This window comes from Fictibacillus tiangongensis (assembly GCF_048083785.1).
Classification (GTDB): Bacteria; Bacillota; Bacilli; order Bacillales; family Fictibacillaceae; genus Fictibacillus.
Map to the genome: position 1 here is coordinate 2,770,505 of NZ_CP182294.1, position 24,258 is coordinate 2,794,762.

Sequence of the window (24,258 nt, forward strand, 5' to 3'; positions counted from 1 at the left end):
CCTTTATTTACGGCAAGTCTAAATAAACTTGCTGTACACTCATGAATAACGGATGGACCGTCTTCTCCTACTTCTTGTTTCAGAGAAGATGCTCAAGGGCGACTTCCAACTAACTATCCTTAAGGATTCTTTCAGCAGATGAATCCTCTCTCTAAAAGGTGTTGTGTTGTACTATTCCCTGTCTACGCGACAATATAGAATCTGAATATATTTTATACAACTTATCTGTTTTTAGTCAATAGTATTGCCGTAACTTGTAAAAGTTATTCTATGCTTTTGACCCTTCTTTCGTGACAGCCTGTCTTTCACATTAATCAAATTACTGCATAAAGTATAAAAAATGGGCGATTGGAGGGCTTGTCTTGTCTAGAAAGTATTTTCGAAAAACACGTTTTCCAGGGTGGTTTATCACCCTCAAACAAACAATCGGACAATTGACTGCGCCACTTATTGTCTTTCAGCTTTTAAGGACGATACTATTTCCATCTGCTGTTGATTTTATCATCCTTTTAACCTTAGTCATCCTCCATGTGTGTTTCGCTTATGATGTTCTTTAAAAAAAATAAAAAAAGATCACATATAGTCGCTATATGTGATCTCCATCATCATTTATGTGAATTTTTGTTGGAATTGAATCTGTCGGTTCCATTGGTGCAGGTGGTGGAGCCATCATAATCGCATCACAGAAATCCCGGATTTTCTTCATCGCTCTTATTCTGCTCTCAAGCCTATGCACCATTTCAATTTGAGAATAATCATTGCGTTTCATGCAATAAAGATCCACTGCATTAAACACAGGTTCAGGATAAGATAAATAACTAATTAATAATCCTCTTTCTTCGTTTAGCAGCGGTACATGTTTTTCATACAGATCTAATAACATTTTACCTTCATCGGGAGTCCATTCTTTTTGATGAGCCGCTCTTCGAAAATATACCGCTAAATCTCTGATCGGTGTATCGAGAACAGCTTTTTCAAAATTGAGTAGATGACCTTCCCCAGTGGGGTTAAAGATTAAGTGATTTCTTGAAACCTTCCCGTGACAAAGTACGCTCCGGTAACGTTTTTCTCTTTGACACGTTTCATACCACTCTTTTAATCTTCTTTTTGCTTCTTCTGTCATTCTCATAATCTGATGAAAGTGACTGAGATAGGTTAGTTCAAAGGGAGACATATACGTTTTCTGTTCTGCTTCTTCTGTAAATCTCTCCATCTCATATTGCCTATTTTCCCATCTGTTCATGAGATACTGATACGAATGTTCGACCACTTCATTCGAAAAGTCCTGCTCTTTTAGTGTTAACGCATGGATTTTTCCTAAATGATCGATAAGAACTTCGTCTTTTGCTCTCTCATTTCTTTCATCTGACGCAAACCATGGCATTAGATAATACGTCCTAGATCCTAACTGGACGGTATAATCACCGAACTTAGTTGGGTAGAGAGGAACCACCTGATGAAAACCAATCTCAGAGAGACGCTGAATCACATGCGTAAACCAGCTTCTTTCGTCCTCTGTCATCTCTGCTTCTTTCAGTGCAAATGTACCCCTTTTCGTTATGACCTTCTTAACCTTCCCATGCTGCTCTAACTTCTCGGGAAATAGATCATAATGAAAAAGGACGGGCCCGTAATTTAATGTATCTTTTTCCGTTGTCATAGGGCCACCTTCCTTCTTTTTTCATCAAACCATTCAGTTACTGTTTTGACCAATGTTCGATTACTTTCCCAGCAAACTTCATATTTCTTCAAGCCGTCTATCATTCTTTCAAGTGAGCTGTTATCAAGTTGATCTAAACAGTCATAAAGTTCCCAAGGTGTGACCACCTCAGCTAAAAGTAATAATCCTTGCTCACTTTCCAAAGAAAAATGCTTATTCACCTCCGTTAACAAAAATTTTAATGAAGAAGGCGATGTTTGTTCGAGCCACTCAACTAAAAACTTACGAAGTGGCAGATATCCCTTAATGGGTAAAGCTTCACTGCCTTGATAAAATAAGAAGTGAAAGATTTTCCTTCCATTCTTTATACTTAGCTCTCCATCAAGAACAGGCAATGGATGATTTCTCACGTTATTTTTGATAGCATGAGAAAATTCTAATCGTTGTTTACTCTCTTTTATACTTGTAACCATACATTGGAAGTTCGCTTCTAAATACTTTTGAGCGCGCGTTATACACTGATTCAGATCAAAAACAGGCTGTCTGGTTTGTTTCACAAAAACGTCTTGGTTATCCGAAGACATAGCCGTATTTAGCAACGTACCAATGAATTGACCCCAACGCTCTATATCTTCACATCCATACCATTCTTTTGTATGATCATGAACAGTAAGCCACCTGTTTCCATATTTTATGGCAGCTTCACCGCTTTTAGTACGAATCATACGATCTGGCACGGCGCTAGAGCCTTTCGAGGACTCATCGCGCCATCTAATGTGCCAATTTAGATTATCTTTTTCGCTCCAATAACGAATTCGTTTTTCTCCATAATCAGTCATGATCAGATACGGTCTTTCTTTCCACCGTATCCCATAAAGTTCATATTCTTTTTCTAAGGTGTTGATCAGCTCCATAATAGCACCTCGACTTAACGTGAACTGACTGGGATATATATGATCTGCCCCTCGGACACCTCACCTTGTTGCAGTTGATTCATACGCATGAGTGTATTCAATGAGATATCATATCTCTCACAGATATGTTCTAAAGAATCTCCTCGTTGAAGAATGTACATCTTCATCTTGGAAAAACGTTCTTCTTTAGCAGAAAGCATCTTTGTTAAATAAAGAGCATTTTCATCTTTAGGTTCCTCCCGCTCTTCATTCATTTGCATCGGTTCTGCTTCAGCCTCATATTCTTCATAACTCGTATCGTAGGATTCATAAGAGTTTTCTTGATCTTCTTCTGCTTCGTTGTAGTTCACATTCTCGTATTCTTGCTCAGCCTCATACGATTGCTCTCCATATTCGTATGAAGGACGTTGTGATGCATTTTGCTGATATTGATAATTTCCATACTGATTGGATTGCTGTTGATAAGCATCTTGTTGCTGATAAGTTTCTTGTTGCTGGTATTCCTCTTCTTGCTGATATCCACCTTGATTCTGGTATGAAGTTTGTTGCTGGTAAGCTTCGTGCTGCTGATATGGATTGTAGGTGTAAGGTCTATTCGTATCTTGATAAGTTTGATCGTATTGAGGATAGTTTGATTGTGAATCTTCAGCTTCTTGATAAGAAGCATCATAGCTCTCATGATCACCTTCTACATGATCATAAGCTTCTGTTTCATTATTTTCTTCCATCTCTTCTACTTCTCCATAAAATTCTGAATGCTCTTCATCTGAATCAGCCTTTTCTAAAGATGAAGAATCATTATTTCTTGTATCGTTCATTGAGAAAGCAATAGCTTTTAAAGAATCGAATGTAGCTTCCATCGTTCGATCATCTTGTGCCTCAAAATGCGGCTTAAATTCAAATGGTGTTGACTTTTCAGCACGAACGTCAGCTTCTTTTTCATCAAACCTAGCTGCAAATTCATTAAGGTGTGAAGACTGTGAAGGTACACCCCCACTTTGACGTGCTTCAAACTGGAAAGGAGTAAAAATATCTTGTTTTTCTTCTTTCTGCAATGCTTTTTCTTCGACAGCACTTGTTCGAACCGCTTCTTTTGGAAGATCATATGCAGGACTATCTTGACGCTGCTTCTCATCTTTAATCCCATAAATACAAATCGATGCAGAAAGTTCAAAGCAAGTTGAGTTTGGAAGTTCATATTCAAACGATTCAACTTCCACTTTTACCTCATTTGAATCTTCTACACGATAAGACGGAATGGTGATATCGACTGGAAAACGGTGCACAAGTTCTGTCATCCCATCTTCTGCCACATTCAGCTGAGTAAGAGAGCGGTAAGACATGCTCTCAGAGAGCGTATTCTGATCTGTTACACCCTCATTCTGGTCTTGTTTTTCTGACCGGTATCTGCCATTTAAAATAAGGGCTCCCTTGATATAAACCTGTCCGGCTTCCTCAGTGATTTGAATCTCAGGATCTAGTGACATCGACAAAACTTCAGCTACTTCCTGTCCCTTCTTTAGCCAAACAGACTCCTCAATGGAGAAACGCAGCTTCGATTGACTCATGCCCTTCTCCTCCTTTCAGGTTGCATATAGTTATACAATATAGGTGTATGAGTGAACAGGACGAAATATGATTTTTATTAGATAAGAGGTTCTAAAAAAACAAAAATAGCGTCCGCTGAAAGTAAGCGGACGCTACAATAAACATGACTATTTTAATTGTGAAAAAGCCTTTTTGAACGCTGCGATGGTTTTATTAATATCTTCCTCAGTATGAGCAGTTGATAAGAATAAACCTTCAAATTGTGAAGGAGGCAGCGAGATCCCTTCTTGAAGCATCGTTTTAAAGCAAGCGTTAAAGTGATCTAAATTGGATTGCTTAGCTGTTTCGTAATTGATAACATCTTGATTCGTGAAGAAGAAGCCGATCATGCTTCCTGCACGGTTGATCGTATGTGCCACTCCGAAATGCTCAGCAGCTTCAGATATTCCGTTAGCTAATTGATCGCCAAGTTTTTGAAAATATGTGTAACTCTCTTTTGTAAGTTGCGAAAGTGTAGCATAACCTGCAGCCATCGCTAGAGGGTTTCCTGATAACGTTCCTGCCTGGTAGATCGGTCCGCTTGGCGCGATCTGTTCCATGATTTCTCGTTTCCCGCCATATGCGCCAACAGGCAGACCTCCTCCTATTACTTTACCTAAACAAGTTAGGTCAGGTGTTACTCCAAAATAACCTTGTGCACATTCATAATCTACTCGGAAGCCTGTCATTACTTCGTCAAAAATCAATAGTGAACCATGTTGTTCAGTCATTTTTCGAATGCCTTCTAAAAACCCTTTTTGCGGAGGAACTACACCCATGTTACCTGCAACAGGTTCAACAATCACACAAGCGATATCTTCTCCAAATTGATCAAAAGCTACTTGTAAGCTCTCTAGGTCATTGTATGGAACCGTGATCGTATTCTGTGCGATACCTTCTGGAACACCTGGAGAATCAGGCAGACCAAGCGTAGCAACACCAGAGCCTGCTTTGATCAATAAGGAGTCCCCGTGTCCATGATAACACCCTTCAAATTTAACGATTTTGCTTCGTCCTGTGTATCCTCGAGCTAAACGAAGAGCACTCATTGTCGCTTCTGTACCAGAGTTTACCATTCGAACGACTTCAATTGAAGGGACACGGTCGATCACAAGCTTTGCAAGTTTTGTTTCCATTTCATTAGGCGCACCAAAACTTGTTCCCAGTTCAGCCGTTCGCTTAAGCGCCTCTACTACTTGATCGTCAGCATGGCCAAGAATTAATGGTCCCCATGACAAAACATAATCGATATATTCATTACCATCGATATCATAAATCTTAGATCCTTTTCCACGTTCCATAAACACAGGATCCATCTTTACAGATTTAAATGCGCGTACAGGACTGTTAACTCCTCCAGGCATAACATCTTTCGCTTCTTGAAAAGCAGCGATCGATTTTTCAAAACTTCTCATACCAACACCTCTTTCCTTATTTTTCCTTCAGCCATCTTGCAGCATCTTTGGCAAAATACGTAATAATCAAGTCTGCTCCTGCTCGTTTCATAGAGATCAATTTCTCAAGTACGATACTCTTCTCGTCTACCCATCCGTTCATAGCAGCAGCTTTTATCATAGAGTACTCTCCACTCACGTTGTAAGCTACTAGTGGAAGAGGATATCTATCTTTTAATTCTCTTAGAATATCTAGGTAAGAAAGAGCTGGCTTAACCATTAAGAAATCAGCGCCTTCAGCAACATCTGATTCTGCCTCTCGTAGTGCTTCAAGTCGGTTCGCCGGATCCATCTGGTACGTTTTTCTATCCCCGAACTGTGGTGTGCTATGCGCTGCATCACGGAAAGGACCATAGAAGGATGATGCATATTTTACTGCATAAGACATGATCGGAACATCATAGAATCCAGCTTCGTCAAGGCCTTGTCTGATCGCTGCAACAAAACCATCCATCATGTTTGAAGGTGCGATGATATCTGCTCCAGCTTTTGCCTGTGATACAGCTGTCTTTGCGAGCAAAGTCAATGTTTCATCGTTCAACACTTCACCATTTTCGATCACGCCACAGTGTCCATGGTCTGTAAATTGGCATAAACAAGTATCTGCAATGACAGTTAGTGATGGAGCAACTTCCTTAATTTGTGAGATGGCTTTTTGTACGATTCCATTATGATCATAAGCTGAACTTCCGCAATCGTCTTTTTCAGCTGGCACACCAAAAACGATAATAGACTGAATGCCAAGGCTTTCGATTTCTTTTACCTCTTCTTGAAGAAGATCCAATGATAGGTGATACACACCTGGCATAGAAGGGACTTCTTTTTTAATGTTCTCTCCTTCGACAAAGAACAATGGATAGATAAAATCTGAAACATGAAGATGCGTTTCACGTACTAGTGAACGCATGGATGCTGATTTTCTTAAACGACGATGACGCTGAAAATTCATATTAACTTCCTCCTTGAAAATAAGAGATGGCACAGTTTACCATATCTTCTGCGGTAAATTGCTTAGGCATTAGCACTCGATGATATCCGCTTTCTTCTGCAGCTTTTTTCGTTGTTGGTCCAACACAGATCACAGGTTTCTTAAGAACTTCTTCTGTGTCCAACCCTCTACTCATGAAAGTTACGGCAGAAGGACTCATGAAAAAAAGACAATCTGCTTGATGCACGAGCGACCAATCTAAATGATCTTCTGATTCAGTTTTGTAAACAACTAACTCATCTATTAAAGCTGTACCTCTCAGCTCCTCTTTAATGAAAGATGGAGCTAGATTCCCTTTTGGAAATAGAATTTTTTCATGAGGTAAGACGTTTTTTCTTAACGTCTTCACTAAGCTTTCTGCATGAAAGTGTTTGGGCACAACTATAGATGTAATCCCTCTCGATCTTAATGCTTCAGCTGTTTTCTCACCAACTGCGGCAAACTTAACATCTCCCAAAGTGAGATTAGAATCAGAAATCAGTTGAAAAAAATGATCTACTCCATTTTTGCTCGTGAAAATGATCCATTGGTAAGTCGATAGATTGTTTAACAAGGACACATCGTTCTTAACACTTTTTATAGAGACAATAGGAAAAGAAAGAGGGAGTCCGCCGTTCTCTCGTATGAGTGAGATTAATGGCGCTGCCTGCTCTTTCGGCCGTGTAACAAGTATTCGCTTACCTGCTAGTGGTCCTATAGATGTATTCATTATGAATTTAAATCCTTTTTAACTGTATCTAATATGTTTTTCGCACCTAATGTTTTTAACTCTTCAGCTAACTCTACACCTACGCGGTACGGATCTTTGCCTGACTTCATTTCTTTTAACACGGTCTTTCCTTCAGGATCTGCAACAAGACCCGTTAAAGAGACCTCTTGGTTGTCGTCCATCGTTGCGAATGCGGCAATTGGAACTTGGCAGCCTCCTTCTAGCGTATTTAAGAAAGAGCGTTCTGCTGAAACCGTATCAAACGTATAAGGGTCGTTCAGTGTAGCTAACAGTTCTTTTACTTCTAGATCTTCACTTCTGCATTCGATAGCTAATGAACCTTGTCCTACAGCAGGAAGACACAAGTCTATGTCTAAGTATTCAGTTACAACATCAGTGGACCATCCCATTCTTTCAAGTCCTGCAGCAGCTAGAATGATCGCATCAAACTCACCAGACTTTAACTTGTTGAGACGAGTATCGATATTACCTCGAATAGATTTAATCTCTAGATCCGGGCGTCTGTTCAGAATCTGTGCTGCTCTTCTTAAAGAACTTGTTCCGACAATAGCACCAGCAGGAAGCTCTCTTAAGGAAGAATACTTTTCAGATATTAGAGCATCTCTTGGATCTACGCGTTTAGGTGTACAGCCGATCTCGAGCCCATCAGGCAGTTCAGATGGCATGTCCTTCATGCTGTGAACGGCAATATCAATCTCTTTATCTAACATCGCTTGTTCGATCTCTTTTACGAATAAGCCTTTTCCGCCTACTTTTGAGAGTGTAACATCAAGAATGATATCCCCTTTTGTTACGATCTCTTTCACTTCAAATTCAAAAGGCATTCCTGACTTCTTTAATTGTTCGATCACCCAGTTTGTTTGTGTGATCGCTAATTTACTTCTTCTTGACCCTACTATAATTTTCCTCATGATATGAATCTCCTATTCTTTACTTATACCAAAGGTGAAATTCAGTGAACGTCGACGCTAAGAAATAGTTGATCAAAACAACTAAGAACGCAGCAGTGTTCCAAAGCGCTAGCGTTTTACCTTGCACACCTCTTCCCACCTTTTGATAGAGGTAAGTACTATAAACTAAAAGGACAATAAATGACGAGATGACTTTGGCATCAAGAAGTGTAAAGTCACTTATTTTCCAGAATGCCCATACCACTCCTAATATTAGACTAAGCAAGAGTAACGGTACTCCGATCGTATTCAATCGAAAAGAAAGTTTCTCTAAGTACGATAGACTGCCAAAACGCTGCAGCCTTTTACTCCATTTCTTTCGTTTTAACATGCCATGCTGAAGAAGATACATGAACGAGAATATGAAAGAGAGTGAGAATGCTCCGTATGAGATGAATGCCATCGTTATATGGATGATCAGTAGCTCTGAGATCAGCTGTTTTTCAAGCACAGCGCTCGCTTGTCCTGTTGGAGCAAACAAGTGGATCGAAACGAGCAAGAAACCTAGAATGTTCGTAAAAAACACTAAAAAATCAACCCGAAAAAACCTGCTCATGACAACCGAAAACGTCACGAGGATCCATGCATAAAAAAACAGGCCTTCTGAAGGTGTTAATATAGGAAACCGTTGGTCTTTCAGCATCCTTAACACAAAAAAGACCGTTTGAAGTACCCAGACAATAGAAAGCAACCAGAAAGCAAATCGGTTTGCTTTCCGGTTGTTTTGAAGGAAATCTATAAAATAGCCTATGATGCTAAGTGCATATAGAACGATAGTCAGATCATATATCCAATTCATTTTGCTCACACTCCATGAGCTCGAGGGAAACGAGAGCTTAAGTTCTTACTACAGCCGAAGGAACAACTTCATCTGTTAGTGAAGACTTCTCTTCGACGTTTGCAGCAAATGCTGTTTCCAACTGCTTCTGTTTATCCAAATAATCTTCAAGTCCGAAGATCTCAGTAAATAATTGCAACTGTTCTTCAGCTCCTGGTTCGCCAGCCATCTCTTTGGCTCTTGTCACAGGATCACGAAGTAATTGATTCACGATACTCTTCGTATGTTTGCTTAAAATTTTTCTTTCTCGATCGGTAAGATCCGGCAGCTTGCGTTCGATGCTCTGCATGGTTTCCGCTTGTATGTTCAATGCCTTTTCTCGCAAAGCAGAAATTAACGGAACTACACCAAGCATTGAAATCCATGATTGGAAAGCGACAATTTCGGCTTCGATCATAATTTCGATCTTTTCCGCTTCTTTCATTCGTTCAGCAAGGTTAGACTCTACAATACCTTCTAAATCATCAATATCATACAGAAAAACGCTCTCTAAATCATGAAGCTCAGGATCTAAGTCACGAGGTACAGCAATATCTACCATGAACAGTGGAAGACCTTTGCGTTTTTTAACAGCTGGTGCTGCCATTTTCTTTGTAATGACAAATTCACTAGCTCCTGTAGAAGAGATCACAATATCCGCTCTTATGAGCAAACTCTCAAGATCTTCAAAAGGATGTGCTATACCATGAAACTTTTTAGCTACCTCTTGTGCTTTTTCAAAAGTACGGTTGATTACAAGAACTTCATTTCCACCGCTCGCATGCAGATGTTTCGCTGTAAGCTCACCCATCTTACCTGCACCTACGATTAAAATGGTTTTATTTTGTAGACCACCAAAGATTTTTTTCGCGAGTTCGACAGCTGCATAACTAACCGATACCGCATTTTCCCCGATATCCGTTTCTGAATGACATCTCTTCGCAAATGTGATCGCTTGTTTCATGAGTTTATTAAATATAGTTCCTGTTGCATCAAGTTTTTGTGATTCCAAGAATCCATCTCTTACTTGACCAAGGATTTGTGTTTCACCAATCACCATAGAATCCAAACCAGCAGCTACACGGAATAGATGCTCAACTGCTGCTTCTCCGTCTCTGATGCTCAAGAATGGTGAAAGTTCTTCTTTATCAATTGAAAACCAGTCCGCCAAAAAAGATTTGATGTAGTATCTTCCGGTATGAAGCTGATCGGCAACTGCATAGATCTCAGTACGGTTGCACGTAGAAACGATTACACATTCAAGTATACTTTTTTGTTTTCGGAGTGTAGAGATCGCATCCGTTAATTCAGCTGGCTGAAAAGAAACTTTTTCCCGAATTTCTACGGGTGCCGTTTTGTAATTAAGTCCAACCACTAGAATATGCATGCGCTCACCTCCCTTAATTATGTATGTTCTTTATTAATTATAACATGTCCCAAAATACGGAATATCCAATAATGTGAACAGAATTTAAACGTTTATGCTATGATGTATTTATTATCTTTTTGGTGTCGTGTATAGCAGTTTTAGGATAACCATAATTACTAAAACTTAGCACCAATATTAAAAATAACAAAAATCGACCAATTTAGCAAAGGTTTACGTTTAAGATGGAGGCATTATGAAACAAAGAAACACATTCAGCGGCATCATTTTACTCGGAATTGGATTATTCTATCTTGCAAATAGAATGAATATTGAACTGCTACAACCGTATTTGACTTGGCCGAGTATACTAATCATCATCGGTATAGCTCTTCTTTTCCAAACGGGTTCCGGAAAAGATTCTTCAAGTATTTTTTCAGGTGTTTTTTTAACCGGATTGGGCGTACATTTTCATGCAGCTGGAAAAGTTGCGACATGGCCAGAACCGCTTCAAGTAATCATTTTACTTGCGGGTATATCCTTTCTGATTCAGTATCGAAAAACAAAAGAAGGGCTTATCCCTGGCTTATTGTTATCACTTTTGGCTCTCTGGTTGCTATTCTTTAAGAGTAATACCCCTTCTGTAGAAAATATATTTGTGAAAGCGGAAGATTTTTGGCCTATTATTTTAATGGTCATCGGGGCTTACCTTATGTTCTTTAAAAAGAAATAGAAACACAAAACCCTCTATGTTTATAAAAAACATAGAGGGTTTTTATGTTAAGTACTTTTAAAAGTAGTTGATTTCCGCTCCAGGTTGCACGCTTTCCATGGGGCGAACGGTGAGCCTCCTGCCGCTTCGCGCCCTTAGGAGTCTCCACCTGACCGCTCGTCCCATAGGAGTCGGCAACCTTGCGCTACAATCAACTTGCATAGGAGAGGAAAAGAAAACCATTTAAGCAACTAAAAATGAAAACCTCTTATTATTGCAGTCTTATGCTGAAAGGTTAAAAGTCATTATTTAGTAAGATAAGAATTCAGTACGCCCCACGCTTCATCTTTTCCGTGTCCGGTTTCAGATGAGAAGAGAACGATCTTATCGTTTGGATCCAGGTTTAAGGTTTCTTTGACTACTTTCTTGTGCTTGTCCCATTTTCCTTTTGGAATCTTATCACTTTTCGTTGCCACCACGATAACAGGAAGCTCATGATATTTTAACCAGTCATACATGAGGACATCATCTTTTGAAGGAGCATGTCTTAGGTCTACAAGCTGAACAACTGCTTTTAACTGATCTCGTTCAACAAGATACTGTTCGATCATCTTGCCCCATGCTTCTCTTTCTGTTTTTGAAACTTTAGCAAATCCGTAACCTGGTACATCCACAAAATAAAAACTTTCATTTAGAATATAGAAGTTTAACGTTTGTGTTTTCCCAGGTTTTGAAGACGTCCGTGCTAAATTCTTGCGATGAATCATCTTATTGATAAAAGACGATTTCCCTACATTCGAGCGGCCGGCAAGAGCGATCTCCGGAAGGTTGCCTTCCGGATATTGCTTAGGTCCGACTGCTGAAATTACGATTTCTGCTGTATTTACTTTCACTTTCTATCACCTGCTAATGCAACTTTTAATACCTCATCTAAATGAGATACGGTTATAAAAGATAATCCCTCTTTTACAGATTGCGGAATATCCTCAATGTCTTTCTCGTTTTCTTTCGGAAGGATGATTGTTTTGATCCCTGCTCGGTGCGCACTTAATGATTTTTCTTTCAAACCACCAATTGGCAATACTCGTCCACGCAATGTGATCTCTCCGGTCATCCCTACATCTTTTCTAACTGGCTTTTTCGTTAGTGCTGATACTAACGCTGTAGCAATCGTTATTCCTGCTGAAGGGCCATCCTTAGGGGTTGCTCCTTCAGGAACATGTATATGAATATCTGTTTTCTCGTAGAAATCATGGTCGATACCCAACTCTTCCACTTTCGTGCGAACGTAGCTTAATGCAGCTTGAGCAGATTCTTTCATAACATCACCTAACTTACCGGTTAAGATCAGTTTGCCCTTACCTGGAGATAAGGCTACCTCAATAGAAAGAGTATCTCCGCCTGCTGTCGTATAAGCTAATCCCGTCGCTGCACCAATTTGGTCTTCAAGTTCTGCCTGACCATAACGGAAACGCGATTTACCTAGATAATCTTCAAGGTTTTTAGCAGAAAGGATAACTTTTTTCTTTTCAGCTGAAACAATTTGTTTTGCAGCTTTTCTGCATAATCCTGCAATCTGACGCTCAAGATTACGCACACCCGCTTCGCGTGTATAGTTACGAACCAGCTTTAAGATAGAATCATCTTTAAACTGTATCTGGCTTTTCTTTAGTCCATGTTCTTTCAGCTGTTTGGGTATCAAGTGATTCTTCGAGATATGCAGCTTTTCAACCTCTGTATAACCAGCGATCGAAATAACTTCCATTCTATCTAACAATGGCCCTGGGATCGTTGATAGAGAGTTGGCTGTCGTTACAAACATGACTTTAGAAAGATCATATGGCTCTTCGATATAGTGATCGCTGAACGTGCTGTTCTGTTCGGGATCAAGCACTTCAAGCATCGCAGAGGAAGGATCACCTCTAAAATCACTTGACATCTTATCAATCTCATCAAGCAAGAACACGGGATTAATCGTACCCGCTTTCTTCATCCCTTGAATCAAACGGCCAGGCATCGCACCCACATATGTTCTTCGATGTCCTCTGATTTCAGCTTCGTCTCTTACACCACCTAGAGAAATTCTTACAAAATTTCTGCCGATGGCACGAGCGATCGATCTTGCTAATGATGTTTTACCTACACCAGGTGGTCCAACTAAACAAAGAATAGGTCCTTTTAGTGAATTAGTCAGCTTTTGAACTGCCAGATATTCTAATACTCTGTCCTTCACTTTTTCTAGACCATAATGATCCTCATTAAGAACTGTTTCTGCATGTGGAATATCCAGATTATCAATTGTCTCTTGCTTCCAAGGCAGATTAACAAGCCACTCGATATATGTTCTGATTACAGAGCTTTCAGCTGAAGAATTCGGCATCTTTTCATATCGATCGAGTTCTTTTTTTGCAAGCTCCATTACAGTCTCAGGCATATCAGATGATTCAATACGTTCTTTGAGCGTACTTACTTCACCAACTTTGCCTTCTTTATCACCAAGTTCTTTTTGGATGGCTTTCATCTGTTCGCGCAGATAATATTCTTTCTGCGTTTTTTCCATCGCTTTTTTAACGCGCTGACCGATTTTCTTTTCTAGACCTAACACTTCTTTTTCATTGTTTAAAAGGTCCAGTAAGTGTTCAAGTCTTTCTTTCACATCAAAAATCTCTAGAATTTTTTGTTTTTCTTTAATCTTTAAAGAAAGATGTGAAGAAATAACATCAGCCAAACGTCCAGGTTCAGTAATATCTTGAACTGAAGCAAGTGTTTCAGGTGTTACTTTTTTAGATAAGTTTATGTATTGTTCGAATTGAGCCAGAACAGCTCTCATAAGAGCTTCCGTTTCGGCTTCTTTCACTTCAATATCATCCGTTAGTTCCACTTCTACTTCAACATGGGTCTTTTCGTCCGTAAACGAAGTAATTTCTCCGCGTTTAATACCTTCAACAAGAACTCTGATCGTGCCATTAGGCAGTTTGAGCATCTGATTTACTTTTGACAACGTTCCTACATGATAAATTTCCTCTTGTGCTGGATCTTCAATAGAAACTTCTTTTTGAGTGGATAGAAAGATCATCTGGTCATCAAGCATCACTTTTTCAAGAGCCTGAATCGATTTTTCTCTTCCTACATCTAAATGAAGTACCATTGTTGGATAGACCAACAATCCGCGAAGAGGGAGGAGCGGAAGAACTCGTTTTTCCCCCATTAAAAACACCTCCAAAACTGCTATGTAATCATTTATTATATGCTTAGTCTTTGTACAATTCTACCGATAATGCTTAAATTTGTCTAATGTAAGCTTCGGATTGTTAGAAAACTCTTAACAAAACGTTCTCCTTGGCTGTTATAAAATTTTTATCGGCCTAATTTCCGAACAAAAAGAAACTCCCTTCTTCTCCTTATACAGAAGAAGGAGGGGAGTTTAAGGCAGCAGATGCAGGGACCGATTGCTCTTCACTTTCATCTAAAAATGCGTGTTGAAACACTTCTGAAAGCTTTTTTACTGGAATGATTTCTACATCTTCAATCGTATCAAAAATCTTTTGGTTGTTCTCAAAAGGTATTAGCACACGCTTTGCACCGGCATCTTTTGCAGCAAGGATCTTCGCCATGACACCACCAACTGGTTTCACCTTACCATGGATACTGATCTCTCCAGTCATTGCAATTTCGTGATCAATTTTAATATTGTGAATGGCTGAATAGATGGAAGAGGCGATCGCTATACCTGCTGATGGACCATCTACTGGACCTCCACCGGGAAAGTTAACGTGAATATCAAACATGGATGCATCTACTCCCATGTATCGAAGAACAGTAATAACGTTCTCCACTGAACCTTTTGCCATACTTTTTCTTCTTATTGACTTAGATTGATTTCCGATACTCTCTTCTTCTGCTATACCTGTGATCGTAATAGAACCTTGTTTTTTTGCAGGTAATACGGTCGTCTCGATCTCTAGCAGCGCTCCGCTTGTTGGACCATATACAGCAAGACCATTCACTAGGCCTATTTTTGGTTTCGTACCAATTTTTCTTTCAGGTCGTGGAGCCATTCTACTTGAATGGGTTACCCACTCTACATCACTCTTTGTAATGTTTTTACGCTGTTCTGTAATGGCAAGACCTGCTGCAATTTGAATCATATTTACAGCTTCACGGCCGTTTCTAGCATATTGGGCCATATATGACAATGATTCATCATCAATTCCTAACTGAATCTTATCTGCCGCTCTTTTAGCGATCTGTTCGATTTCAGCTGGCTGCAACTCTCTAAAGAACACTTCTAAACATCTAGATCGAATTGCAGGCGGTATCTCTTCTGGCATACGAGTAGTTGCACCGATCATTCGGAAATCTGCTGGCAGACCATTTTGGAAGATATCATGAATATGATGCGGTATATTGGCGTTCTCTTCCGAATAATAGGCACTTTCTAAAAAAACCTTACGATCTTCTAATACTTTTAATAATTTGTTCATCTGGATCGGATGAAGTTCACCGATCTCATCAATAAAAAGAACGCCGCCATGTGCATTCGTAACAGCTCCTTGTTTTGGCTGAGGAATGCCTGCTTGTCCCATAGCTCCAGCACCCTGGTAGATTGGATCATGAACTGAACCAATCAAAGGATCGGCGATTCCTCGTTCATCAAAACGAGCTGTCGTAGCATCAAGTTCTACAAAGACAGCCGTAGAACGAAATGGTGATGTTTGATTTCGTTTCGCTTCTTCTAATACTAATCGTGCTGCAGCAGTCTTCCCAACTCCTGGAGGACCGTAGACGATAACATGTTGCGGGTTCGGCCCGCACAAAGCGGCTTTCAATGCTTTTATTCCATCTTCTTGTCCGATGATATCTTCGAATTTCCCTGGTCGAACACGTTCAGACAGAGGTTCTGATAGAGAGATCGAACGCATTCTTCTTAACTGTTCCATCTCTTTTCTTGATTCTTTATCCACACTCACTTTTTGAGAACGTTGGTTACGCAGTAAGTTCCAAAAATATAGCCCGATAATAATTCCGAAGAATAATTGAATAAGTAAAGCTATGCCAGTCCAGTTCATTGTTTTTCCTCCCGGTACCTATGTAGTGATAATCATAGTATCTCCGAGGAGGTGGTGAACTAAACGGTCAACCTTTAAAAAGACCATTTCACATACACTGATAATTTGAAAGTAGTTGATTTCCGCTCACACTTGCTCGCTTCCCATGGGGCGTGGTGTCCTCCTGTCTAGTTGCAGTGACTAGCCCCTCGAGGTCAAAAGATAAACGGGCAAGAAGGCAAAGTGCGCCGTCCTCGCCCATTTACCTTTTGCTTGTCGGGGCTCAACGAGTCACTTCCACTTTTCGTACTGCCACTTTGTGCCGTTAGGAGTCTCCACCTGACCGCTTCACAATCTTTTTTAAAAAGACTGTTTATCGAATTCATAGAAGCTTTTTAAAAGAGTGTTACTCCTAACTCCAGATTACTGACATTTCAAGGAGGCAAGCAGATAACCACTTTAAAATATTCTCCCTATTAGTATCTCGCTTGCCAACTCGCCTTCCACTTAACAAAACATTTTAATTAGAAAATAACCTTTAGAAACGCTCATTTCTAAAAGATTGTTTCTTTAAATCCTTGTTCTCCTTTGACAGTTGATTGGAGTGAAAGGTGCGAGACTCCTACGGGACAGGTGGGCAGGTGAGACACTTAAAAGTGAAACGTACGAATGTGGCTCACCGCCTGCCCCGTGGAAAGCGAGCAGCCTGGAACGGAAATCAACACTTCCTGGAGCGACAAAGCTGATGAAAGCAGCCTTTAGAAAAGATAACTGCTTTTAAATTGGTTTAGCCCAAACAAAAAAGACCAGCATAAGCTGGTCTCAAAATTAAGCACTCTCTTTTGGCGTTTCTTTTGATTGTTCAATAACCGTACCGTCTTCTAACTCAAGAGTTGGTGGTACCTTATCAGAGATTGTATCTTTCGTTACGATACATTTAACAACATCTTCACGAGAAGGCAGCTCAAACATTACGTCAAGCATAACTCCCTCGATGATCGAACGAAGTCCACGCGCTCCTGTTTTACGTTCAATAGCTTGAGCAGAAATTTCTCGAAGAGCTTCATCGGTAAATTCTAGCTCGACACCATCAATATCCAATAACTTTTGATATTGTTTTACTAGTGCGTTCTTTGGCTTAGTTAAGATTTCGATCAACGCTTCCTCATCAAGAGGATTTAGGTTTGAGATAACCGGTAAACGCCCGATAAATTCTGGAATCAAACCAAAGCGAAGTAAATCTTCAGGAAGAACTTTAGACAAGTATTCTCCTGCTTTTAAATCAGCTTGTTTCGTTTCTGAACTGAATCCGATCACTTTCTTACCAAGTCGGCGTTTGATGATTTGTTCGATACCATCAAAGGCTCCACCACAAATGAACAGAATGTTTGTTGTATCAATTTGGATGAACTCTTGGTGAGGATGCTTTCTTCCTCCTTGTGGCGGTACGCTAGCTACTGTACCTTCAAGGATTTTAAGAAGAGCTTGTTGAACGCCTTCACCAGAAACATCTCTTGTAATAGAAGGGTTTTCCGATTTACGTGCAATCTTATCGATTTCATCGATATAGATAATACCCTTTTCCGCTTTTTCTACATCATAATCAGCAGACTGAATCAATTTAAGAAGAATGTTCTCTACATCCTCACCAACATATCCAGCTTCAGTTAAAGATGTAGCATCTGCAATAGCAAAAGGTACGTTTAAAATACGAGCCAACGTTTGAGCTAGTAGCGTCTTACCACTTCCTGTTGGTCCGATCATCGCAATATTACTTTTCGCTAGTTCAACTTCATCAGATTTTTGAGTTGAATTTATACGTTTATAATGATTGTAAACGGCTACAGAAAGGGATTTCTTAGCCTGACCTTGACCTATTACATACTCGTCAAGAATTTTACGGATTTCTACTGGTTTTGGTACTTCCTTTAGTTCTACATCCTCTTCTGTACCTAATTCTTCTTCGACGATTTCAGTACAGAGTTCGATACATTCATCACAAATATATACACCTGGTCCAGCAACCAGTTTTCTTACTTGATCTTGTGTTTTACCACAGAAAGAACATTTCAATTGCCCTTTTTCATCATTAAATTTAAACAATGATATCACCCCTAAAACGAGAATATGGATGAAACGCTTGACTAATTTCCAGATATATTCTGAAGGAAAGTCTGATTATCTTTTCTACGACTTAAGCATTCCGTTGATTATAATGGATTGTATCACACTTCCATATTAAAACGGAAATAATAACGCTTAATAATATGTATGGTAACGCTCTATATAAGTATGAACAATACCACAAGATTTAAAACCTATTTTTCAGATAGGATGTGTATTTTAATAGAAATTTAATATGTATGGCAAAACAAGGCACGATACATAAGGATCGCGCCTTGCTAAGATTTATGAACTTATTTAGTTATTATAGAATTAAGCAGTTTTGCTGTTTTCCACAAGAAAGTCGATTGCTTTACGTACTTTCAAGTCAGCTGCTACTGCATCATTTCCACCTTGCATAGCAAGCATTTGTTTAATTTGATCTACTTCCATCTGGTACATTTCAGCCATCTTACTAAGTTCAGCATCGATTTCTTCTTCAGAAACTTCGATGTTTTCAGCTTCTACGATCGCTTCAAGTACTAGGTTAGTACGAACGCGTTTCCCAGCATCTTCTTTCATTTGCTCACGAAGTGCCTCTTCGCTTGTACCAGAGAACTGGTAGTAAAGGTCAAGGTTCATACCTTGCATTTGAAGGCGTTGGCCAAATTCTTGAACCATACGGTCAAGCTCAGTGTTTACCATTGCTTCAGGAATATCGATTTCTGCATTCTCAGAAGCTTTTTCGATTACTGTTTCACGAGTTTTGTTTTCAGCTTCTTGCTTTTTGCTCTCTTCAAGCTTTGTGCGAAGTTCTTTTTTAAGATCTTCTAGAGTTTCAGCATCGCCTTCAGCTTCTTTAGCGAACTCGTCATTAAGCTCTGGAAGTTGTTTAGCTTTGATGTCGTGGATGCTTACTTTGAAAACAGCAGGCTTACCAGCTAGTTCTTCAGCATGGTACTCTTCAGGGAAGTTAACGTTAACTTCTTTTTCCGCACCAGCTTTTTCACCAACTAATTGCTCTTCAAAACCAGGGATGAAAGATCCAGATCCGATTTCAAGAGAGTAGTTCTCAGCTTTTCCGCCTTCGAAAGCTTCGCCATCAACGAATCCTTCGAAATCGATGTTTACAGTATCACCATTCTCAACTGTACCTTCTTCTTTAACAACAAGTTCAGCTTGTTGTTCTTGTAGCGAAGTAAGTTCGTTTTGAACATCTTCATCTGTAACTTCAGTTTCAGTCTTCTCAACTTCAAGACCTTTGTAATCACCAAGTTTTACTTCTGGTTTAACGATTACTTTAGCTGTGAAAACAAGGTTGCTTCCTTGCTCCATTTTTTCGATGTCAACTTCTGGACGATCTACTGGCTCGATACCAGCTTCTTGTACAGCGTCACCATATGCTTTTGGCAATAGGATATCTAGAGCTTCTTGGTAAAGAGACTCTACTCCAAAACGTTGTTCAAAAAGTCTGCGCGGCATTTTCCCTTTACGGAATCCTGGTACGTTTACTTGTTTTACAACTTTTTTGAACGCTTGGTCAAGCGCTGTATCTACTTCAGTTGCCTCAACTTCTACCGTTAAGACACCTTGATTACCTTCTAACTTTTCCCATTTAGCAGTCATTAAATGTTCCCTCCAACATCGGTATTTCCATAACTATCATATAGATTACAACCATTCCATTATAGCATAGACGTTCTGTATTTCAACAAGTTACATCACTTTCTCATTAAGTCTGCATATAAAATCTTTCCAATTCGACGAGAACCTTCACTGCTTTCTTTAATTCATCATCTTCAAGATCCATGTCTTCTTCCATTCCACAGAGAATACTTGCCGCCATAACAGTGGCCTCGAACCATAGGATCTTATTTTCTGGAGTCGGTGAGAAAGGATATAGTGCGAGTGAATAATCCTTCCACACGGCGAGTGCGATCTCGAGTAGAGATGGATTCTCTTGCTCAAGTTCATCTTTGATCAAAGATTTTACTTCATTATAAAAACGATTCTCATTTAAATCCGTTAGGTTTGCGATGTCCACTTCAGTCAATTGTCCGTATTTCTCTATCTTTACAATTTTATCTACTTTGTTTTCTTTAAAGTATTGCAGGATTAAGCTTTTTACAGCCGGATGTTTTTTTTCATCAATTAAAAACGACTCAAACATCGGAACGATCAAATCTGGACCAAGGCGTTTTAACTGTTGCACAGCCATCCATTGAAGATCTGCCTGATCACTTGAAAGCATCTCTTTTAGCGCTTGAAAGTCAGGATTTGCTGGAGGTGCTGTTGGAAGTTCAGGATCTCTCTTCACTTCTGGCACACCTTCTTGTTCAATAACTTTTCGGCTGAACTGGAGGAGCTGATAAAACGTTTCTGCTTTGTCAGCAGGGATCTTTTGTTCTTCAAGAACGGCTTCGATCACGGAAACAACGGTTATGTATTCAGATAACTGAACTAATATACTTAAGTAAATTTGAAGTACGTCGTAATATTCTCCTATTCCTTCTTTAAGCATACGGTCACATCTTTGTTTGGCTTCGTGCAAACGTCCTAGTTCAACCAAACTTAAGACAAGTCCTAGATTACCTTGTGCGTGCATTGGATCTGCTTGAAGCAATTGTTCAAAACATGATAAAGACTCATCGTATTTTTTACTTTTTAACGAATCCATTCCTTTTTCTAAAAGACGCCCATTTAAGTTAGGAAACCGAACGATATTGTTTTTGTTGTTCTTTTCGTTAGTCATCACAACTCTCCGCTTCCATTAATGTTTGACTAAAGAATAGCAGGTTCGCCAGATGAACTCAAGGTAGCCAGGAAGTTAGAACCCTGATTTCTTTAACTTATGTCTATACACAAAAAAACTTACTCAAAAGTTTCGCCTTCTGAGCAAGCCCAATAATTAACTAATTCTTTTTAAGTTCACCTTATCAGCCATCCCTTTATATAATGACCATTTAACGGGATCTACATTACCACCACTAATGATAAGGCCTACTTTTTGGTCCAACGCGAGACGGCTGTGGAACATCACTGCCGCTAAACTGGCAGCTCCAGCTCCCTCTACCACCACCTTTTCCCGCTCAAGCATAAACATCATCGCGTATGCAATTTGTTCCTCGGTCACAGTGACCATCTCATCCACATATTTTGAAATCACAGGAACGGTGATCTCTCCGGGCTTAACAACCGCAATTCCATCTGCGATCGATGTACAGCGAGTTAACGTTTTTCTTGTGGTCCCTGTGAAGGCTTGATAGACCGCACTAGCATTCGCCGATTGCACGCCAACTACTCTGACATCAGGTCTGATCGACTTAACCGCTAATGCGATCCCAGCCAATAGACCTCCGCCCCCTACAGGTACAACAATCGTTTTTAATTCAGGTTTTTGCTGAAGCATCTCGAGAGCAACGGTACTTTGTCCAGCGATCACATCGTAATCGTCGAAAGGGTGAACAAAAACTCCCCCGCTTTTATCTTCTTCTCTTTTTGCTGCTTCATAAGCCGCCTGATAATTGTCACCTTCTAAAACAATATCTGCTCCATACGATCTTACTGCATCGATCTTGGAAAGGGGTGCATTTTCCGGCATGAAGATCTTAGAATTTATTCCACGCATTGAACATGAAAGCGCCAAACCTTGTGCATGGTTTCCTGCTGACGCAGCGATGACACCTCTTGCACCGTCTAGTTCGTTTAATGTGGAAACTTTGTAATAAGCTCCTCGCAATTTGAACGAACCGGTCTTCTGTAGGTTCTCAAGCTTCATATACACCTTTCCACCCGTCCACTTGTTAAGAGTTGATGATTGTTTAAGCGGCGTACGGTGTGCAATTTTTGAGACTTCCTCCAAAGCGTGAAATAAACGTTCCGCTGTGATTGTTAAATCCCCATTGTCAGTTCACAATCCTTTCATCTTCATATTTTTTTATTTGAGCTTCTTGTTGAAGAGTTACAGATATTTCGTCCCATCCGTTAAGAAGCATCTTTTTCCAGTACGGATCAAATTCAAAGCGGAATACCTCTCCCGTTTCGTTTTCTACTAGTTGTTGCTCAAGGTCTACTCTTAACGTTCGTATGAGGATTTTAGAGCTTTCACTCTGTAAGTTTTGAATCTCTTCTTTTGAGAGCCGAATCGGCAAGATGCCGTTTTTTACACAATTGTTAAAGAAGATGTCCGCAAAGCTTTCAGCGATGATTACTTGGAAACCATAATCCTTCAATGCCCAAGGCGCGTGCTCTCTTGAGGACCCACAACCAAAGTTTTTTCCTGTAACTAATATGCTAGCATCTTTTGTTTCTTTTGAGTTAAGTTCAAAATCTTCATTTTCTGTACCATCAGAGTGGTATCTCCAGTCAAAGAACAAATACTCACCGTAACCTGCTTTATCAATTTTTTTTAAAAATTGCTTCGGAATGATCTGATCTGTGTCAACATGATTTCTGTCTAGAATTGCAGCACTGCCTGAATGTGTTTTAAACCCCGGCATAATGATCTACCTCCTGTTCTGTTTTAGGAAGTATAGAACGAACATCAGTGAATTTTCCTTTTAAAGCCGCTGCCGCTGCCATGATGGGGCTTACAAGGTGTGTTCTTGCACCTTTCCCTTGTCTGCCAGCAAAGTTACGGTTTGAGGTAGAAGCACATCTCTCCCCTTCTGGAACAATATCATCATTCATACCTAAACACATCGAACAACCTGACTCACGCCATTCAAATCCTGCATCTAAAAAAATCTGATGCAATCCTAGGATCTCTGCTTCTTTTTTTACAGCTTGTGAACCTGGAACTACGATCGCCCGAACTTCTGGATGTACTTTTTTGCCTTCAACAACTTTAGAAGCTTGAAGAAGGTCACTTAGTCTTGAATTCGTACAAGATCCAATAAACACATGCTGTACAGAGATATCTTCTATCTTTTCATGTCCTTTAAAGCCCATGTAATAGAGAGCATTTCGTAACGATTGCTTCTCTTCTATAGAAGAAGAATTTTCCTCTGCAGGAATCATTCCGCTGATCGGCAAACACATGGATGGCGTTGTTCCCCATGTGACCATGGGTTCGATCTCTGAAGCATCAATCTCGATCGTTTGATCAAACCTTGCATTCTCATCACTCGCAAGCTCACTCCATCTCTTACAACTATCAAGAAATTCTTGATTCTTTGGAGCATAGCGCTTACCTGATATATATGAAAAAGTAACTTCATCTGGCGAAACAACCGATGCTTTCGCTCCTGCCTCTATCGACATATTACAAAGCGTCATTCGTTCTTCCATCGAAAAGTTTCTAACCGTGCTCCCAGAAAACTCAATAATATAACCTGTACCTACATTCGTTCCAAATTTCGCTATAAACCATAGGATGACGTCTTTTGCTGTAACACCAAATCCTAACTCACCTTCAATCTTAACGTTCATCTGTTTTGGTTTATTCTGCCACAGCGTTTGTGTAGCAAGAACGTGTTCAACCTCGCTTGTTCCGATCCCAAAAGAGAGGGCGCCGAAAGCACCATGCGTGGAGGTGTGACTATCTCCACAGACGATCGTTTTTCCCGGCAGTGTCAACCCAAGTTCCGGTCCAATAACGTGAACGATTCCTTGTTGTTCGGAGTTTAATCCCTCAAGTTGGATGCCGAATTCCTCGCAGTTTTTTTCAAGTGTTTGAACTTGTAAACGTGATGTTTCGTCTTTAATATTGAACCGATCGATCGTTGGAATGTTATGATCCATAGTGGCAAAACAAAGATCCGGCCTTCTGACTGTTCTATTTTTTTCTCTTAAACCAGCAAACGCTTGAGGTGATGTCACTTCATGAATGAGGTGCAGATCAATGTAGAGAAGATCTGGTTTATTTTCTTCTTTTACGACAATATGACGGTCCCAAAGTTTATCAATTATTGTTTTACTCACCGAAATC

At 39.9% G+C, this 24,258-nt stretch carries 20 protein-coding genes and 1 other annotated feature (1 of these 21 running past the window's edge); of the genes, 2 read left to right on the top strand and 18 right to left on the bottom strand.

Features of this window, described 5'->3' with window-relative positions:
• Positions 1-194, bottom strand: a binding site (T-box leader) (it extends 29 nt beyond the left edge of the window).
• 168 nt (positions 195-362) lie between these two features.
• Entirely contained in the window at positions 363-557 is a 195-nt protein-coding gene (locus ACNJYY_RS14905; protein WP_197222642.1) for a hypothetical protein, read from the top strand.
• A gap of 29 nt (positions 558-586) precedes the next feature.
• On the opposite strand, the gene ysxE is transcribed toward ACNJYY_RS14905, so the two are convergent.
• The 9 genes from ysxE to hemA form a co-directional block, all read right to left on the bottom strand.
• Positions 587-1,660 (bottom strand): spore coat protein YsxE, encoded by a 1,074-nt coding sequence (gene ysxE / locus ACNJYY_RS14910; RefSeq protein WP_416729098.1) that lies wholly within the window; start codon positions 1,658-1,660, stop codon positions 587-589.
• A complete protein-coding gene (locus ACNJYY_RS14915; RefSeq protein ID WP_416729099.1) occupies positions 1,657-2,574 on the bottom strand; it encodes a hypothetical protein in 918 nt (305 codons plus the stop codon). The genes ysxE and ACNJYY_RS14915 overlap by 4 nt, the downstream gene beginning before the upstream one ends.
• A 14-nt stretch (positions 2,575-2,588) precedes the next feature.
• Complete coding sequence (locus ACNJYY_RS14920) at positions 2,589-4,142, bottom strand: LysM peptidoglycan-binding domain-containing protein (RefSeq protein ID WP_416729100.1); 1,554 nt, start codon at positions 4,140-4,142, stop codon at positions 2,589-2,591.
• 147 nt (positions 4,143-4,289) lie between these two features.
• Positions 4,290-5,576, bottom strand: a complete 1,287-nt coding sequence (gene hemL / locus ACNJYY_RS14925; RefSeq protein WP_416729101.1) for a glutamate-1-semialdehyde 2,1-aminomutase — start codon at positions 5,574-5,576, stop codon at positions 4,290-4,292.
• 16 nt (positions 5,577-5,592) lie between these two features.
• Entirely contained in the window at positions 5,593-6,564 is a 972-nt protein-coding gene (gene hemB / locus ACNJYY_RS14930) for a porphobilinogen synthase (RefSeq protein WP_416729102.1), read from the bottom strand.
• Between the two features lies 1 nt (position 6,565).
• A complete protein-coding gene (locus tag ACNJYY_RS14935) occupies positions 6,566-7,312 on the bottom strand; it encodes a uroporphyrinogen-III synthase (RefSeq protein ID WP_416729103.1) in 747 nt (248 codons plus the stop codon).
• A complete protein-coding gene (gene hemC, locus ACNJYY_RS14940; protein WP_416729104.1) occupies positions 7,312-8,244 on the bottom strand; it encodes a hydroxymethylbilane synthase in 933 nt (310 codons plus the stop codon). The genes ACNJYY_RS14935 and hemC overlap by 1 nt, the downstream gene beginning before the upstream one ends.
• A 19-nt stretch (positions 8,245-8,263) precedes the next feature.
• Positions 8,264-9,082, bottom strand: a complete 819-nt coding sequence (locus tag ACNJYY_RS14945) for a cytochrome C assembly family protein (protein ID WP_137788734.1) — start codon at positions 9,080-9,082, stop codon at positions 8,264-8,266.
• Between the two features lie 37 nt (positions 9,083-9,119).
• Complete coding sequence (hemA, locus tag ACNJYY_RS14950) at positions 9,120-10,487, bottom strand: glutamyl-tRNA reductase (RefSeq protein ID WP_416729105.1); 1,368 nt, start codon at positions 10,485-10,487, stop codon at positions 9,120-9,122.
• A 235-nt stretch (positions 10,488-10,722) separates the two neighbouring features.
• Between hemA and ACNJYY_RS14955 the strand changes: the two genes are divergently transcribed.
• Positions 10,723-11,199, top strand: coding sequence for a LiaI-LiaF-like domain-containing protein (locus ACNJYY_RS14955; protein ID WP_416729106.1), 477 nt, complete (start codon positions 10,723-10,725; stop codon positions 11,197-11,199).
• 284 nt (positions 11,200-11,483) lie between these two features.
• Here ACNJYY_RS14955 and yihA read toward each other — a convergent pair whose 3' ends face one another.
• The 9 genes from yihA to leuC form a co-directional block, all read right to left on the bottom strand.
• Complete coding sequence (gene yihA / locus ACNJYY_RS14960) at positions 11,484-12,071, bottom strand: ribosome biogenesis GTP-binding protein YihA/YsxC (protein ID WP_416729107.1); 588 nt, start codon at positions 12,069-12,071, stop codon at positions 11,484-11,486.
• Entirely contained in the window at positions 12,068-14,386 is a 2,319-nt protein-coding gene (gene lon, locus ACNJYY_RS14965) for an endopeptidase La (protein ID WP_416729108.1), read from the bottom strand. Before lon ends, yihA begins: the two co-directional genes overlap by 4 nt.
• Before the next feature lie 193 nt (positions 14,387-14,579).
• Entirely contained in the window at positions 14,580-16,247 is a 1,668-nt protein-coding gene (gene lonB / locus ACNJYY_RS14970; RefSeq protein ID WP_416729109.1) for an ATP-dependent protease LonB, read from the bottom strand.
• An 807-nt stretch (positions 16,248-17,054) separates the two neighbouring features.
• The gene (gene clpX, locus ACNJYY_RS14975; protein WP_416729110.1) at positions 17,055-18,329 is read right to left on the bottom strand and encodes an ATP-dependent protease ATP-binding subunit ClpX; all 1,275 of its coding nucleotides are present in this window, start codon (positions 18,327-18,329) and stop codon (positions 17,055-17,057) included.
• 333 nt (positions 18,330-18,662) lie between these two features.
• Entirely contained in the window at positions 18,663-19,955 is a 1,293-nt protein-coding gene (gene tig, locus ACNJYY_RS14980) for a trigger factor (RefSeq protein ID WP_416729111.1), read from the bottom strand.
• Positions 19,956-20,061: 106 nt separating this feature from the next.
• Complete coding sequence (locus tag ACNJYY_RS14985) at positions 20,062-21,081, bottom strand: hypothetical protein (RefSeq protein ID WP_416729112.1); 1,020 nt, start codon at positions 21,079-21,081, stop codon at positions 20,062-20,064.
• Positions 21,082-21,237: 156 nt separating this feature from the next.
• A complete protein-coding gene (ilvA, locus tag ACNJYY_RS14990; protein WP_416729113.1) occupies positions 21,238-22,191 on the bottom strand; it encodes a threonine ammonia-lyase in 954 nt (317 codons plus the stop codon).
• 43 nt (positions 22,192-22,234) lie between these two features.
• A complete protein-coding gene (leuD, locus tag ACNJYY_RS14995) occupies positions 22,235-22,828 on the bottom strand; it encodes a 3-isopropylmalate dehydratase small subunit (RefSeq protein ID WP_416729114.1) in 594 nt (197 codons plus the stop codon).
• Complete coding sequence (leuC, locus tag ACNJYY_RS15000) at positions 22,815-24,251, bottom strand: 3-isopropylmalate dehydratase large subunit (protein ID WP_416729115.1); 1,437 nt, start codon at positions 24,249-24,251, stop codon at positions 22,815-22,817. Before leuC ends, leuD begins: the two co-directional genes overlap by 14 nt.
• Between the last annotated feature and the right edge of the window lie 7 nt (positions 24,252-24,258).

What these genes read in the sequence shown, in the direction of transcription:
- ACNJYY_RS14935 (WP_416729103.1), bottom strand. Translation starts at nt 7,312, where the DNA reads ATGAATACATCTATAGGACCACTAGCAGGTAAGCGAATACTTGTTACA.
- lon (WP_416729108.1), bottom strand. Translation starts at nt 14,386, where the DNA reads ATGGGGGAAAAACGAGTTCTTCCGCTCCTCCCTCTTCGCGGATTGTTG.
- hemB (WP_416729102.1), bottom strand. Translation starts at nt 6,564, where the DNA reads ATGAATTTTCAGCGTCATCGTCGTTTAAGAAAATCAGCATCCATGCGT.
- ACNJYY_RS14920 (WP_416729100.1), bottom strand. Translation starts at nt 4,142, where the DNA reads ATGAGTCAATCGAAGCTGCGTTTCTCCATTGAGGAGTCTGTTTGGCTA.
- ACNJYY_RS14955 (WP_416729106.1), top strand. Translation starts at nt 10,723, where the DNA reads ATGAAACAAAGAAACACATTCAGCGGCATCATTTTACTCGGAATTGGA.
- tig (WP_416729111.1), bottom strand. Translation starts at nt 19,955, where the DNA reads ATGACTGCTAAATGGGAAAAGTTAGAAGGTAATCAAGGTGTCTTAACG.
- ACNJYY_RS14985 (WP_416729112.1), bottom strand. Translation starts at nt 21,081, where the DNA reads ATGACTAACGAAAAGAACAACAAAAACAATATCGTTCGGTTTCCTAAC.
- ACNJYY_RS14945 (WP_137788734.1), bottom strand. Translation starts at nt 9,082, where the DNA reads ATGAATTGGATATATGATCTGACTATCGTTCTATATGCACTTAGCATC.
- ACNJYY_RS14915 (WP_416729099.1), bottom strand. Translation starts at nt 2,574, where the DNA reads ATGGAGCTGATCAACACCTTAGAAAAAGAATATGAACTTTATGGGATA.
- hemC (WP_416729104.1), bottom strand. Translation starts at nt 8,244, where the DNA reads ATGAGGAAAATTATAGTAGGGTCAAGAAGAAGTAAATTAGCGATCACA.
- lonB (WP_416729109.1), bottom strand. Translation starts at nt 16,247, where the DNA reads ATGAACTGGACTGGCATAGCTTTACTTATTCAATTATTCTTCGGAATT.
- hemL (WP_416729101.1), bottom strand. Translation starts at nt 5,576, where the DNA reads ATGAGAAGTTTTGAAAAATCGATCGCTGCTTTTCAAGAAGCGAAAGAT.
- hemA (WP_416729105.1), bottom strand. Translation starts at nt 10,487, where the DNA reads ATGCATATTCTAGTGGTTGGACTTAATTACAAAACGGCACCCGTAGAA.
- leuD (WP_416729114.1), bottom strand. Translation starts at nt 22,828, where the DNA reads ATGCCGGGGTTTAAAACACATTCAGGCAGTGCTGCAATTCTAGACAGA.
- ysxE (WP_416729098.1), bottom strand. Translation starts at nt 1,660, where the DNA reads ATGACAACGGAAAAAGATACATTAAATTACGGGCCCGTCCTTTTTCAT.